The following is a 15,681-nucleotide window of genomic DNA, read 5'->3' as shown; positions in this document are numbered from 1 at the left end:
CAAATTAGGCAAGGGGTTAGTTAATGAGTGATCAGCTCCAGCATGCGACTGAAGCATTGCGGAAAGCGCTGGTCCAGGTCGAACGCCTGAAACGCACCAACCGCGCGCTGCTGGAGCGCTCGAGCGAGCCGATCGCCATCGTCGGAATGTCGTGCCGTTTCCCGGGCGGAGTCGACTCCCCGGAAAGCCTTTGGCAGATGGTGGCCGACGGGCGCGACGTGATTGGGGCATTTCCCGCCGACCGTGGCTGGGATGTGGGTGCGCTATTCGATCCCGACCCCGACGCGGCCCACAAAAGCTATGCAAACACCGGCGGGTTCGTGGACGGCGTCGCGGACTTCGATGCCGCGTTCTTCGGGATCGCGCCGAGCGAAGCGTTGGCAATGGACCCCCAGCATCGGATGCTGTTGGAGTTGTCCTGGGAGGCTCTGGAACGCGCCGGAATCGACCCGGGCGGCTTGCGCGGCAGTGCCACGGGTGTGTTTGCCGGCATTATCGCCCAGGGTTACGGCATGTTTGCCGAGGAGATCGAGGGCTACCGACTTACCGGCATGACGTCCAGCGTGGCATCCGGCCGGGTGTCCTACGTGCTGGGCCTGGAAGGCCCGGCGGTCTCGGTGGACACCGCCTGCTCGTCGTCGCTGGTGGCACTGCATATGGCGGTCCAGTCGCTGCGCTCGGGGGAGTGCGATCTGGCGCTGGCCGGCGGTGCGACGGTCAACGCCACCCCCACGGTGTTCGTCGAATTCAGCCGGCATCGCGGGCTGGCCCCGGATGGTCGGTGCAAGGCCTACGCGGGGGCGGCCGACGGAGTCGGCTGGTCCGAGGGTGGCGCAATGCTGGTCGTGGAGCGGCTTTCGGACGCGCAGCGGCTGGGACATCCGGTGCTCGCGGTGGTTCGGGGCTCGGCGGTCAACCAGGATGGCGCCTCCAACGGGCTGACCGCGCCCAACGGTCCTTCCCAACAGCGGGTGGTGCGCGCCGCGCTGGCCAACGCGGGTTTGGCGCCGACCGACGTCGATGTGGTCGAGGGCCATGGCACCGGCACGACGTTGGGCGACCCCATCGAGGCCCAGGCGTTGTTGGCCACTTATGGGCAAGGCAGAGCACAGGCCGGTAAAGAGCCGCTGTGGCTGGGCTCGATCAAGTCGAATATGGGTCACACCCAGGCCGCGGCCGGAGTGGCGGGCGTGATCAAGATGGTTCAGGCCTTGCGGCACGAGGTCTTGCCCGCGACGTTGCACGTGGATGCGCCCTCGCCACACGTGGATTGGTCCGCGGGTGCGGTGGAGTTGCTGTCGGAGGCACGGCCTTGGACGGCCCAGGCGGCGCCGGTCCGTCGCGCGGCGGTGTCGTCGTTCGGGATCAGCGGCACCAACGCGCATGTGATCGTCGAATCGGTGCCGGCCGAAGCGCGCCAGGCTGCGCCGGCGCGGCCGGCGGTGCCGTGGGTGGTTTCGGCCAAGTCCGCCGCCGCGCTGACGGCGCAGGCGAAACGCTTGGCTGATTTCATTGGCGCCCGGCCTGATTTGGATATTGCCGACATCGGTTGGTCGTTGGCGGGACGGACGTCCTTCGAGCATCGGGCCGTCGTCGTCGGCGGCGACCGGGATCGGTTGCTGGCCGGTCTGGGCGAGCTGGGCACCGACCTACCCGGCGAGCTCATCACCGGGGTCGCCAAGCCCGTCGGTAAGACCGTCTTCGTCTTTCCCGGCCAGGGTTCGCAGTGGATCGGTATGGGCGTCGAATTATTGGACACCGCACCGGGATTCGCCCAACAGATCGAGGCGTGCGCCGAGGTGTTCGCGGAGTTCGTCGACTGGTCGCTGATCGACGTGCTTCGTGGCGCGCCGGGTGCGCCAGGACTGGATCGCGTCGACGTCGTGCAGCCGGTGCTGTTTGCGGTGATGGTGTCGCTGGCGCAGCTGTGGAAGTCGATCGGGGTTCGTCCGGACGCCGTCATCGGCCATTCTCAGGGCGAGATCGCCGCGGCTTATGTTGCCGGAGCCTTGTCGCTGCGCGACGCCGCCAAGGTGGTCACGCTGCGCAGCAAACTGTTGACCGGGCTGGCCGGTCCGGGCGGCATGGCCTCCATCGCCTGCGGTGTCGCCCAGGCGCGGGAGTTGTTGGCTCCCTTCGGAGATCGGATCGGCATCGCGGCCGTCAACGGCCGGTCAGCGGTCGTGGTATCCGGCGAGGGCGCCGCGCTCGAGGAGCTGATCAAGCACTGCACCGAGCAGGAGTTGCGCGTTCGCCGGATCGACGTCGACTACGCATCCCACTCGGTAGAGGTCGAGGCGATCCGCAGCGAACTCATCGAGACGCTGACGGGAATCGAACCGGCTTCCTCATCGACCGCATTCTTTTCCACGGTTACCGGAAACCGGTTGAACACAGCGGATTTGGACGCCGAATACTGGTACCGCAATATCCGACAGACGGTGCAACTGGACCAAGCGGTCCGCACTGCCTGCGAGCACGGCTACCGCGTCTTTGTTGAATCCAGCCCGCATCCGGCGCTGATCGCCGGCATCGAGGACACGGCCGACGATTGCCTCGCCGGCCCCGATGCCCCCGATGCCCACGCCGTCGTGGTCCCCACCCTCGGCCGGGAAGACGGCGGGCTGCACCGGTTCCTGGCTTCTGCCGCCACCGCGTTCGTCGCCGGGCTGGCGGTGGACTGGCGCGCGGCGCTGGACGGTGCGGGTTTTGTCGAGTTGCCCACCTATGCCTTTGACAGACGGCGCTTTTGGCTCTCCGGGGAGGGCATGGGTGTCGACGCGTCCGGCTTGGGACTGGCTACCAGCGAGCATCCGCTAATGCGCGCAGTGGTGGACCTGCCTGCCTCCGGTGGTGTTGTGCTGACCGGTCGGCTTTCGCCGAGTGTTCAGGGCTGGCTGAGCGACCACGCGGTCTCCGGGATGGTGGTGTTCCCCGGTACGGGTTTTGTGGAATTGGCAATCCGCGCCGGCGACGAGGTCGGTTGCTCGGTGGTCGAGGAACTGACGCTGCGGTCACCGCTGATGATCCCGCAATCGGGATCCGTTGCCGTGCAAGTGGTTGTGGGTGCGGCCAGCGCGGAGTCCGGGCACCGCAGTGTGTCTGTTTACTCGCACGCCGGATCAGACGGCGGCTCGGTGTGGGTCTGTCACGCCGAGGGCACGTTGAGCGCGGGCAGCGGTGAACCGGCCGCCGACCTGTCGGTGTGGCCGCCGGCGGGAGCCGTGGCCGTGGATGTAGCCGGCGGCTATGACCGACTGGCCGAGCAGGGCTACGGGTATGGACCGGCCTTCCGCGGGTTGACCGCACTGTGGTCGCGCGGTGCCGAATTGTTCGCCGAGGTAACGCTTCCGGAGGCGGCCGGTGGTGCTAGCGGCTTCGGCGTACACCCGGCACTGTTGGACGCCGCATTGCACGCTGCCGTGCTGGCCAACCCGGGCGCGGAACTGCTGCTGCCCTTCTCCTGGCAGGGCGTGTCGCTGCATGCCGCGGGCGCAACCGCGGTGCGGGTACGGATCGCGCCTGCCGGTTCGTCCCCGGATTCAAGCTCAGTGTCGGTCGAACTTGCCGACGGGCTGGGCCTGCCGGTGCTGTCGGTCGCTGCGATGGTGGCGCGCCCGGTGAATGAACAGCGACTGCGGGCCGCCGTCTCCGGCGCGGGCCCCGACCGGTTGTTCGAGCTGGCCTGGGTGCCGGCCACGGCAGCCCGCGCCGAGGCCAGCGGGCTTGGGCAGCCCGCGTTCGAGATATTCGAAACCGTTGTAACTGACGATGATCCGGTGACGGGCAGCTACGAGCGCACCCATCAGGCGCTGGCCGCCGTACAGGCCTGGTTGACCGAACATGAAGCGGGCGTACTGGTGGTGGCCACCCGGGGCGCCATGGCCGTGCCGGGAGAAGACGTCACCGACTTGGCGGGGGCGGCCGTCTGGGGTCTGGTGCGATCCGCCCAAACCGAGCATCCCGGCCGACTGCTATTGGTCGATTCCGATGTGCCCGTTGACAATACGGCAGCGGCGGCAGCCCTCGCGGTCGGTGAGCCGCAAGTCGTGCTGCGTGGCGGACAAGCCTATGTGGGCAGGGTCCGCGGCAGTCGAGCCGTCGACGGGATTCTGGAACCGCCCGCTCAGGGACCGTGGCGGCTGGGGCTCAGCAGCGCCGGCACCTTCGAAAACCTGCGTCTCGAACCGGTTCCCAACGGGGACGCACCTTTGCAGCCCGGCCATGTCCGGGTCGCGCTGCGGGCCATCGCAGCCAACTTCCGCGACATCATGATCACGCTGGGTATGTTCACCCACGAAGCCCTGCTCGGCGGCGAGGGAGCCGGCGTGGTCACCGAAGTCGGGCCGGGCGTCACCGAATTCGCGGTCGGCGACTCGGTTTACGGGTTCTTCCCGGACACCAGCGGCACGGTTGTCCCCGGCGATATCCGGCTGTTACTGCCGATGCCCTCGCACTGGTCGTACCCCGAAGCGGCCGCCATTTCGGCCGTCTTCACCACCGCATGGTTCGCGTTCATCGACCTGGCCGCCGCCAAGCCCGGGCAGCGGGTGTTGATCCATGCCGCCGCTGGCGGAGTAGGCATGGCGGCCACCCAGTTGGCTCGGCACCTGGGTCTCGAGGTATTCGGCACGGCCAGCAAGGGCAAATGGGACACCTTGCGGGCCATGGGCTTTGACGACGACCACATCTCCGATTCGCGCAGTCTGGACTTCGAGGAGAAGTTCGCGACGGTGACCGCCCGCAGCGGAACGGTCGGAATGGACATCGTATTGGACTCGCTGGCCGGCGAATTCGTCGATGCCTCATTGCGGTTGGTCAAACCCGGCGGCGTCTTCTTGGAGATGGGCAAGACCGACATCCGCGACCCCGGCGTGATCGCCCAGGAATACCCGGGGGTGCGTTACCGGGCCTTCGACTTGTTCGAACCAGGCCGCCCGCGGATGCACCAGTACATGCTCGACCTCGCCGAATTGTTCGACGCCGGTGTGTTGCGGCCGTTGCCGGTGACGACATTCGACATTCGGCGGGCACCCGCGGCGTTGCGGTACCTCAGCCAGGCCCGCCACATCGGCAAGGTAGTCATGACTTTGCCGGATGCCTGGGCACAGGGGACGGTATTGATCACCGGCGGCACCGGCATGGCCGGTTCGACGCTGGCACGGCACGTCGTGACCCGGCACGGGGTGCGTAATCTGTTGCTGCTCAGCCGGCGGGGACCGGACGCGCCGGAAGCCGCCGAATTGGTGGCCGAACTGGAAGCCGCCGGTGCGCAGGTGCAGGCGGTGGCGTGCGACGCGTCCGACCGGCCGGCACTGGCCAAGGTGATCGCCGACATCGGTGTGCAGCGACCGCTTTCGGCGGTGATCCATGCCGCCGGCGTGCTCGACGACGCCGTGGTGACGTCGCTGACGCCCGACCGGGTCGACGCGGTGTTGCGGGCCAAAGTGGATGCGGCCTGGAATCTGCACGAGCTGACCAGCGATCTGGATGTGTCTGTCTTCGTTATGTTTTCGTCGATGGCCGGGTTGGTGGGCTCGTCGGGACAGGCCAATTACGCAGCGGCCAACGGTTTCTTGGATGGACTGGCCGCACACCGCAGGGCGCACGGCCTGCCGGCGATGTCACTGGCTTGGGGGTTGTGGGAGCAGGCCAGCGCCATGACCGGCGGGCTCGACGATGCCGACCGCGCCCGCCTGGGCCGCGAAGGAGTGCTGGCGCTGTCGTCGGCCGAGGCGCTGGAGTTGTTCGACACCGCGCTGATCGTCGATGAGCCGTTCCTCGCACCAGCCCGCATCGACCTGTCTGCGTTGCGGGCACACGCGGTGGCGGTGCCGCCGATGTTCCGTGATCTGGTAAACGCGCCGACGCGGCGACAAGTTGACGATTCGCTGGCCGCGGCAAAGTCGAAATCTGTTCTCGCGCAACGATTGCACGGGTTGCCCGAAGCCGAGCAGCAGGCCATCCTGCTGAACCTGGTGCGGTCGCATATTGCCACCGTCCTGGGCAACGTCGCGCCGGAGGCCATCGATGCCGACAAAGCGTTCCAGGAGTTGGGCTTCGACTCGCTGACCGCCGTCGAAATGCGCAACCGGCTCAAATCGGCCACAGGGCTTTCGCTTTCGCCGACCCTGATCTTCGACTACCCGACGCCCAACGGCCTGGCGTCCTACATGCGCACCGAGCTGGCAGGGCTACCGCAGGAAATCAAGCACGCACCCGCCGCCCGCGCAACTGGCGACGACCAGATCGCGATCGTGGGCATGTCGTGCCGCTACCCGGGCGGCGTGAATTCCCCCGAAGACCTGTGGGACATGCTGATCCAGGGCCGCGACGTGCTGTCGGATTTTCCGACCGACCGCGGCTGGGACCTGGCCGGGCTGTACAACCGGGACCCCGATGTCGCCGGCACGTGCTACACGCGCACTGGCGGCTTCGTGGACGGGGTTGCCGATTTCGACCCGGCGTTCTTCGGAATTGCACCCAGCGAAGCGCTGGCAATGGACCCCCAGCAGCGCATGTACCTCGAATTGTCGTGGGAAGCCTTGGAGCGGGCGGGGATTGAGCCCAGCACGCTGCGCGGCAGCGCGACCGGTGTGTTTGCGGGCGTGATGACCCAGGGCTACGGATTCTCTGCCACCGATGCCGTCGAGGGCTTCCGGTTGACCGGCCAGTCCTGCAGCGTGACCTCGGGCCGCGTGGCGTATGTCCTCGGTTTGGAAGGGCCCGCGGTGTCGGTGGATACCGCGTGCTCGTCGTCCTTGGTGGCGCTGCACATGGCCGTGCAATCACTGCGGTCGGGGGAGTGCGACCTGGCGCTGGCCGGCGGCGTGACCGTCAACGCAACACCCGACATCTTCGTCGAATTCAGTCGGATGCGCGGGCTGTCAGCGGATGGTCGTTGCAAGGCGTTCGCCGGGGCCGCCGACGGCACCGGGTTCTCCGAGGGCGGCGGAATGCTGGTCGTGGAACGGCTTTCGGACGCGCAACGGTTGGGACATCCGGTGTTGGCGGTAGTGCGCGGCTCGGCTATCAACCAGGACGGTGCATCCAACGGTTTGACTGCCCCCAACGGTCCCTCCCAGCAGCGGGTGGTGCGCAGCGCGTTGGCAAACGCCGACTTGTCACCGGGCGAGGTGGATGCCGTCGAAGGCCACGGCACCGGGACCACGCTGGGTGATCCGATTGAGGCTCAAGCGTTGTTGGCGACTTACGGTCAGGGGCGCACCGAACCGTTGTGGTTGGGGTCGATCAAGTCGAACATGGGTCACACGCAGGCCGCGGCCGGTGTCGCAGGCGTGATCAAGGTGGTCCAGGCGATGCGCCACGAGCTGTTGCCGGCCACGCTGCACGTCGACCAGCCGAGCCCGCACGTGGACTGGTCCACCGGATCGGTGGCGTTGCTCAGCGAAGCCAAACCGTGGCCGGCACAAGGCCGAGCCCGTCGCGCGGGTGTGTCGTCGTTCGGGATCAGTGGCACCAACGCGCATGTGATCATCGAATCGGTTCCCCCGGTATCGCCTGCGCCGCGGGCCGAGAGCGTCGGGCCCAAACCGGCCGTGCTGCCGTGGGTCGTCTCTGCCAAGTCGGCGCCGGCGTTGCGGGCCCAGGCGACCCGACTGGCCGAATATGTCGGTGCCCGTGCGGAACTCGACGTTGCCGACATCGGCTGGTCGCTAGCCGGTCGGACGGCCTTCGAGCATCGTGCAGTCGTCATCGGGGCCGACCGGGCCGAGTTGTTGTCGGGGTTAACCGAATTGGCCGGCGATATGGGCAGCGTCATTCGCGGTGTCGCCCAGCCCGGCGGCAAGACCGTCTTCGTCTTTCCTGGCCAAGGCGCCCAATTGCTGGGCATGGGAATGGGCTTGCACGCCACCTACCCGGTGTTCGCCGAGGCCTTCAACACCGTGGTCGGCGAACTGGACCGGCACCTGCTGCGGCCGTTGCGGGAGGTGATGTGGGGGCACGACGAAACCCTGCTCAACAGTACGGAGTTCGCCCAGCCGGCGTTGTTCGCCGTCGAGGTCGCGTTGTTCCGGCTCCTGGAATCCTGGGGTGTGCGACCTGATTTCGTGATGGGACATTCCGTCGGTGAGCTGTCCGCCGCGCATGTCGCCGGTGTGCTGTCGCTGGAGAATGCCGCTGTCCTGGTGGCCGCCCGGGGACGGTTCATGCAGCGGCTGGCGCCCGGGGGGGCGATGGTGGCGGTGCAGGCCACCGAGGAAGAACTGGGCCCACTGCTGGACCCTGAGGTAGACATCGCCGCCGTCAACGGTCCGGCCTCCGTGGTCATTTCGGGTGCTGAGGACGCGGTGTTGGCGGTGGCCGAGCGGCTGCGCGCCGAGGGTCGGCGTACCCACCAGCTTGCCGTTTCGCATGCATTCCACTCGGCACTGATGGATCCGATGATCGACGAATTCGGCGGGGTCGCAGCCGGACTGCCGATTGGACAGCCAACCATTCCGGTGATCTCGAACCTGACCGGTGAGCTCGCCGCTGACGACTTCGGGTCGGCGGCGTACTGGAAGCGTCACGTCCGGGAAGCCGTCCGCTTCGCCGACAGCATCCGCTTCGTCCAATCCGCCGGCGCCACACGCTTCTTCGAAGTCGGCCCCAGCGGCGGTCTGGCGGCCGCCATCGAAGAATCGCTGCCCGAATTCGAGGTAACCACTGCCTCAGCGCTGCGCAAGGATCGGCCCGAGGCGACGACGCTGACCAATGCGGTTGCCCAGGCGTTCGTTGCGGGCGCGGCGGTGGACTGGCAGGCCATGGTGGGTCAGGCGAACTTCGTCGAGCTCCCGACGTATGCCTTTGAGAGGCGCAGGTTCTGGCTGTCCAACGAGGCTGCGGCCGTCGACGCGGCCGGTCTGGGCTTGGCGGCCAGCGAACACGCGCTGTTGGGTGCGGTCGTCGACCTGCCATCCTCAGGTGGTGTGGTGCTGACCGGTCGACTCTCGGCCGCGACGCACGGTTGGCTCAAAGACCACGCCGTCGGCGGCGTCGTAATCTTCCCGGGCGCAGGCTTTGTGGAACTCGCCATCCGCGCCGGCGACGAGGTCGGCTGCTCGGTCGTCGACGAACTCACGCTGGCGGCGCCGCTGGTCCTGCCGGAATCGGGTTCGGTTGCGGTGCAGGTGGTCGTCGATGCCGCCGACGAGTCCGGTTCCCGTGCCGTGTCGGTGTTTTCACGGGGCGAGAGCGGGTGGCTGCTGCACGCCGAGGGAAGCGTGAGTGCGGGGACACAGCCCGGTACGGATCTGTCGGTGTGGCCACCGGTGGGAGCGAGCCAAGTCGACGTGGCCGGAACCTACGAGCGGTTGGCCGAGCGCGGCTACGGGTACGGACCGGCGTTCCAGGGCCTGACCGCGATGTGGCGCCGCGGCGACGAACTGTTCGCGGAGGTGGCACTGCCGGCGGTACCGGGATTGTCGCCCAACGGTTTCGGCGTGCACCCGGTGGTACTGGATGCAGCGTTGCACGCGCTCATCGTCGGCGGCGACGGCACCGAGCTGGATCGCGCCGAGGGAGTGTTGGTGCCCTTCGCTTGGCAGGGGGTGTCGCTACACGCGGCGGGCGCTTCGGCGGTGCGGGCCCGCATTGTGCCGACCGGACCTTCGTCGGTGTCGGTGGAATTGTCCGACGCGCTTGGGCTGCCGGTGCTCTCGGTGGCGTCGATGGTGGCCCGGCCGGTGACCGAGCAGCAACTCAAGGCTGCGCTGGCGGGTTCGGGTGCAGACCGGCTCTTCGAGGTGATTTGGTCCCCGGCGCCGGTGGCGTCGAATGCGAGCACTCCGCCGTACCAAATCTTCGAATCCGAGCCCGTTGCCGGCGATACCCTGGCCGGCGTCTACCCGGTGACCCATCGGGCACTCGGTGCGGTCCAGGCCTGGCTGAACGACCATGACGCCGGAGTGCTGGTGGTGGCGACCCGCGGCGCGGTAGCGGCGGCCGGTGAGGATGTCACGGACTTGGCCGGCGCCGCGGTGTGGGGCCTGGTTCGCTCGGCGCAGACCGAGCACCCTGGCCGAATCGTATTGGTGGACAGCGATGTTCCCGTCACCGACGAGGACGTTGCGGCCGTGTTGGCGGTCGGTGAGCCGCAGGTTCTGTTACGCAACGGGACGACGCATATCGCGCGGGTGCACGGCAGCCGTGCGGTCCGGAACCTGCTGGTGCCTCCGACCGACGGCCCGTGGCGGTTGGCTGTGAGCACCGCCGGCACGTTCGAGAACCTGCGCATGGAACCCATTGCGGATGCGGATCTTCCGCTAGCGCCGCGTCAGGTGCGCATCGCGACCACCGCCATGGCCGCCAACTTCCGTGACGTGATGATCGCGCTGGGGCTCTACCCCGACGAGGATGCGGCGATGGGTGTCGAGGCATCCGGCATCGTTATCGAAACAGCCTCCGATGCAGGTTGTTTCGCGGTCGGTGATCGGGTAACCGGTTTGTTCCCGGAGGGCACCGGCGCCGTCGCCGTTACCGATGAGCGGTTGCTGATCAAGATTCCGACGGGCTGGTCCGACATCGAAGCGGCTACCGCCCCGGTCGTTTTCGCGACCGCCTATTACGCGCTGCGGGTGCTGGCCGACGTGCAACCCGGACAGCGTCTGCTCGTACATGCGGCCGCCGGTGGTGTGGGCATGGCGGCCGTGCAACTGGCCCGGCACTGGGGTGTCGAGGTTTTCGCGACCGCGAGCAAGGCCAAATGGGCAACCCTGCGCGCCATGGGCTTTGACGACGAACACATCGGTGACTCGCGCAGCCTCGAGTTCGAGGACAAATTCCGCGCCGTGGCCGCCCGGGACGGCGTGGCTGGGATGGACGTCGTGCTCGACTCCCTGGCAGGGGAGTTCGTCGACGCTTCACTGCGTTTGGTGGCACCCGGCGGGGTGTTCCTGGAGATGGGCAAGACCGACATCCGCGATGCCGATACGGTCGCCCACGATCACTCGGGTGTGCGCTATCGCGCCTTCGACCTGTTCGAAGCCGGACCGGACCACATTCAGCGGATGCTCACCGAACTGGCGGGACTGTTCGATGCCGGCCGGCTGCAACCCTTGCCGGCCACCACGTTTGACGTACGCCGTGCCCCCGCGGCACTGCGCTACCTGGGCCAGGCGCGCCATGTCGGCAAGGTCGTCATGACCATGAAGGGCGGACTGGACGCAGTCAGCGGCGGTACCGTGCTGATCACCGGTGGCACCGGCATGGCGGGCTCGGCACTGGCCCGTCACCTCGTTACCCGGCATCAGGCGCGTCAGCTGCTTTTGCTGAGCCGTCGCGGTCCTGACGCCCCGGGCGCTCGGGAATTGATCGCGGAGTTGACCGAGGCGGGTGCGCAGGTGCGGGTGGTGGCCTGCGACGCCGCGGACCGCGCCGCGCTCGCCAAGGTGATCGGCGATATCCCGGTCCAGCATCCGCTGTCAGCCGTGATCCACGCCGCGGGGACGCTGGATGACGCGGTGGTGACGTCGTTGACTCCCGACCGCGTCGACGCGGCAATGCGCGCCAAGGTTGATGCGGCCTGGAACTTACACGAATTGACGCGTGAGCTGAATGTGTCTGCGTTCGTCCTGTTTTCGTCGATCGCCGGGCTTGCGGGCGCCTCGGGCCAGGCCAACTATGCGGCTGGCAACTCGTTCCTGGACGGCCTGGCCGCGCACCGGCGCGCGCACGGCCTGCCGGCCACTTCGCTGGGCTGGGGTCTGTGGGACCAGGCCAGCGACATGACCGAGGGGTTGGCCAGTGCCGATCTGGCCCGGTTCGCGCGAGACGGGATCGTGGCGATGTCGTCGCAGGAGGCGCTCGAATTGCTCGATACCGCACTGATTGTCGACGAGCCGTTCATGTTGCCCGCCCACATCGATTTGGTTGCCTTGCGCGCCAAGTTCGATGCCGGAACACTGCCGCCGATGTTCGTCGACCTGATCAACGCACCGGCCCGCCGTCAGGTCGACGACTCGCTGGCCGCCGCGAAATCCAAGTCGGCGCTGCTGCAACGCCTCGACGGCCTGTCCGAGGACGAGCAGCGCACCATGCTGTTGGATCTGGTCCGCTCGCACATCGCCACCGTGCTGGGCAACACCACGCCCGAGGCCATCCACCCCGACCGGGCCTTCCAGGAGTTGGGTTTCGACTCGCTGACCGCGGTCGAGATGCGCAATCGGCTCAAAGCCGCCACCGGGCTGCCGCTTTCGCCGACGCTCATCTTCGACTACCCGAACTCGGCGGCGCTGGCCGGCTACTTCCACCAGGAGTTGGTGGGCGGCGAACGCAAGGAGGAGCAGCAGGCAGCGCCCGGAGAAGAGGAGTTGCGCCGGGTCGTGGCATCCATCCCGGTCAAGCGTCTACGCCAGGCCGGAGTGCTGGACCTGCTGCTTGCCCTTGCCAACGAAGACCTCGGTGCACCCAAGAGCAACGGGCAGGCCAGCGACGCCTCGCTGCACGCGGAGTCCACCAAGAAGGACATCGCGGACATGGATCTCGATGACCTGCTCAGCGCGGCGTTCATGGATGACGACGAGTGAGAATCACCGTCACCGGAGCCAGCGGTGTGCTCGGCCGCGGCCTGGTCACCCGGCTGCTCAGCCAGGGTCACGAGGTCACCGGTATTGCCCGTCAACGGCCCGAAAGTTGGTCGGGTTCAGCGGAATTCATTGCTGCCGACATCCGTGATGCGGCCGCGGTGCGAGGTGCCGTCGTCGGAGCGGACGTTGTTGCTCACTGCGCCTGGGCGTCATCGGGCGACCAGGTCAATGTGGAAGGCGCCGCGAACGTTTTGGCTGCGATGGCCGAAACAGGCAGCAAGCGAATCGTTTTCGTTTCTTCTGCCGAGGTCTACGGCACGACGGTACGTCCGGCAACCGAGCACGACCCAGTCCGTCCGGTGACTGCGAATGGACGGCAGAAGGCGCGTGTCGAGGAGATGCTGGCGCAGTCCGGCGCGCGGTGGGTGGCGATCCGCTGCCCGCTCATGCTGGGCCGTGGCGTAAACAACAGACTGCGCACATCACTTGCACGCCCCGCGCTGTTCGTCCAGTCGGCTGATGACCGCCTCCAAGTCGTCCACCCTGACGATGTGCTTCGGTTGTTGATCCAGGCTATCGGCGACGAGAATGCAACCGGCGTAGTAAATCTCGCCGCGCCACACGCACCCACGCTGCGTCAGCTCGCCCGAGCGCTGCGCCGCCCGATCGTGCCGCTGGGCCCCAGACTGGCGGCGATGGGTCGCCGGACCACGTTGCCCAGCAGCCCGATGATGGATACCGCCCGACTCCGCGACGACTGGGGTTTCGTCCCCGCCTGGACGGCCGAGGAGTGTTTCGAAGACTTTGCCCTTGCCGTTCGCGGCCGGGTGTCGGTCGGCAACCGGGTCCTGTCGCTGCCGTGGCGGCTGGCGCCCATTCAGGACCTGCCCGCGGTCGACACCCCTGCCGACGACGGCGTGGTGCCCGAACTGGCCGGCCCGGAGTCGGACAACGGAGAGTTCGACACTCCGATCGACCCGCGATTCCCGACCTTCCTGGCGACCAACCTGTCCGAGGCGCTGCCTGGCCCGTTCTCGCCGTCCTCGGCGTCGGTGACCGTGCGGGGCCTGCGCGCCGGCGGGGTGGGCATCGCCGAACGGCTGCGGCCCGGCGGGGTGGTCCAAAAGGAGATCGCCATGCGCACCGTCGCGGTCTTTGCGCACCGGCTTTACGGCGCCATCACGTCGGCTCACTTCATGGCCGAAACAGTGCCGTTCGCCAAACCCGCAACCATCGTGAGCAACAGCGGATTCTTCGGCCCCAGCATGGCCTCGTTGCCGATCTTCGGCGAACAACGGCCGCCGTCGGAAACCAACCCGGTGCGCCGGCAGCTGCGCACGATCCGCAATATCGGTGTGTTCGGCGTCAACCTAGTGGGTTTGAGCGCCGGCTCGCCGCTGGACACCCGCGACTATCTGGACGACGTCGACCGGTTGGAGCAACTCGTCGGCGAAGATGTTCAGCAGTTGGACGACCGCCGGCTGCTCAGCCTGATCCTGCTGGCCCGTGATCACGTGGTGCACGGCTGGCTGCTGGCGTCCGGCTCGTTCATGTTGTGCGCGGCGTTCAACGTCTTGCTGCGCGGACTGTGCGGGCGCGAAACGGCGCCCGCGGCCGGACCGGAACTGGTCAGTGCGCGATCGGTGGAGGCGGTGCAACGGCTGGTGAGCGCCGCCCGCCGCGATCCGACTGTCCTCAGGGTGCTGGCCGAGCCCGGCGAGCGGCTGGACAAGCTGGCCGTGGAGGCACCCGACTTCCACGCCGCGGTGCAGGCCGAACTCGCGTTGATGGGGCACCGCGGCCCGGCCGAGGTCGAGATGCTGTCCACCAGCTATGCAGATGACCCCGAGTTGCTCGTGCGCATGGTGACCAAAGCGCTTGGTGCGCCGCCACCCCCAACTCCTCAACACGCACGAATTCCATTGCGGGCCAAGCCCGTTGCGCTGCTCGCCGCGCGACAACTGCGCGACCGCGAAGTACGCCGGGACAGGATGGTGCGAGCCATCTGGGTGCTGCGCGGACTGCTACGCGAGTACGGCCGCCGGCTGACCGAGTCCGGCCTGTTCGGATCGGCCGACGATGTCTTCTACCTGCTGGTCGACGAACTGGACGCGCTGCCCGCCAACGTTTCCGAACTCATCGCCAAGCGCCGCGCCGAACAGCGCCGACTGATCGCCGTCGTTCCGCCCACTGTGTTCAGCGGGAGCTGGGAACCGACCACGTCTAGCGCGCCGGTCCTGACCGGCGGCGACACGCTGCGCGGGGTGGGGGTCTGCGGCGGTCGGGTGCAGGGCCGGGTGCGCATTGTGCGTCCCGACACCATCGACGACCTGCTACCCGGGGAAATTCTGGTTGCCGAGGTCACCGACGTCGGCTACACCGCGGCATTCTGTTACGCCGCGGCGGTGGTCACCGAACTCGGCGGCCCGATGTCGCACGCCGCCGTGGTGGCCCGGGAATTCGGATTCCCTTGCGTGGTCGACGTTGCGGGCGCCACGCGTTCGCTGCCGCAGGGTGCGCTCGTTGAGGTCGACGGCGCCACCGGAGAGATCCGGGTGCTCGACCCCGCGAAATCCCCGATATAGGCACTCAGTAGGGATACCCTTTGCTGCACATCCGGCGAGCCGGGGAGGGTGTGCAGTGTCGTTCGTTTATGCAGCGCCGGAGCTAATGACGGCGGCGACATCGGAATTGGCGGGCATCGGATCAACAGTGCACGCGGCCAGCGCAATTGCCGCAGGCCCGACGATCGAGATTCTGGCCGCCGGCACCGATGAGGTGTCCGCGGCCGTCGCCGCTTTGTTCGGCGGATACGCGCAGCGATATCAAGTGCTCGGCGCGCAAGCCGCCGCCTTGCACGCCGAATTCGTGCAGACCCTCGCCGCCGGCGCGACCGCCTACGCCGGCGCCGAGGTTGCCGCGGCGGCGGCGTTGCCCGGGCCATTTACCGACCTGCTGAACCTGATCAACCTGCCGACCCAGCTGCTGTTGGGTCGTCCGCTGATCGGCAACGGCGCCAACGGCGCGGCGGGAACTGGGGCCGACGGCGGAGCCGGGGGGTTGTTGTTCGGCAACGGCGGGGCGGGCGGCGACGGCGGCAACGGAGGCCTGTTCTACGGCGACGGCGGCGACGGCGGCGACGGTGGCGTCG

3 protein-coding genes are annotated in these 15,681 nt (G+C 67.8%); all 3 read left to right on the top strand.

Annotation, left to right across the window (positions count from 1 at the left end; translation table 11 throughout):
• The first annotated feature begins 23 nt into the window (after positions 1-23).
• Positions 24-12,530 carry a type I polyketide synthase gene (locus A5634_RS07445; protein ID WP_065143420.1) on the top strand — a complete coding sequence of 4,169 codons (12,507 nt, stop codon included), beginning with the start codon at positions 24-26 and terminating at the stop codon, positions 12,528-12,530.
• The gene (locus tag A5634_RS07440) at positions 12,527-15,115 is read left to right on the top strand and encodes a sugar epimerase family protein (protein ID WP_065143419.1); all 2,589 of its coding nucleotides are present in this window, start codon (positions 12,527-12,529) and stop codon (positions 15,113-15,115) included. The genes A5634_RS07445 and A5634_RS07440 overlap by 4 nt, the downstream gene beginning before the upstream one ends.
• A gap of 55 nt (positions 15,116-15,170) precedes the next feature.
• Positions 15,171-15,681: PE family protein (locus tag A5634_RS07435; RefSeq protein ID WP_155769407.1), on the top strand; the 511-nt coding region annotated here is incomplete at its 3' end.

This window comes from Mycobacterium asiaticum (assembly GCF_001673365.1).
Classification (GTDB): Bacteria; Actinomycetota; Actinomycetes; order Mycobacteriales; family Mycobacteriaceae; genus Mycobacterium; species Mycobacterium asiaticum_A.
Note: the sequence above shows the minus strand (reverse complement) of the source record. Positions and strands in the feature narration are given on the sequence as shown.

Bases quoted from the DNA above. Each gene is read 5' to 3' on its own strand.
- A5634_RS07445 (WP_065143420.1), top strand. From the start codon at position 24: ATGAGTGATCAGCTCCAGCATGCGACTGAAGCATTGCGGAAAGCGCTG.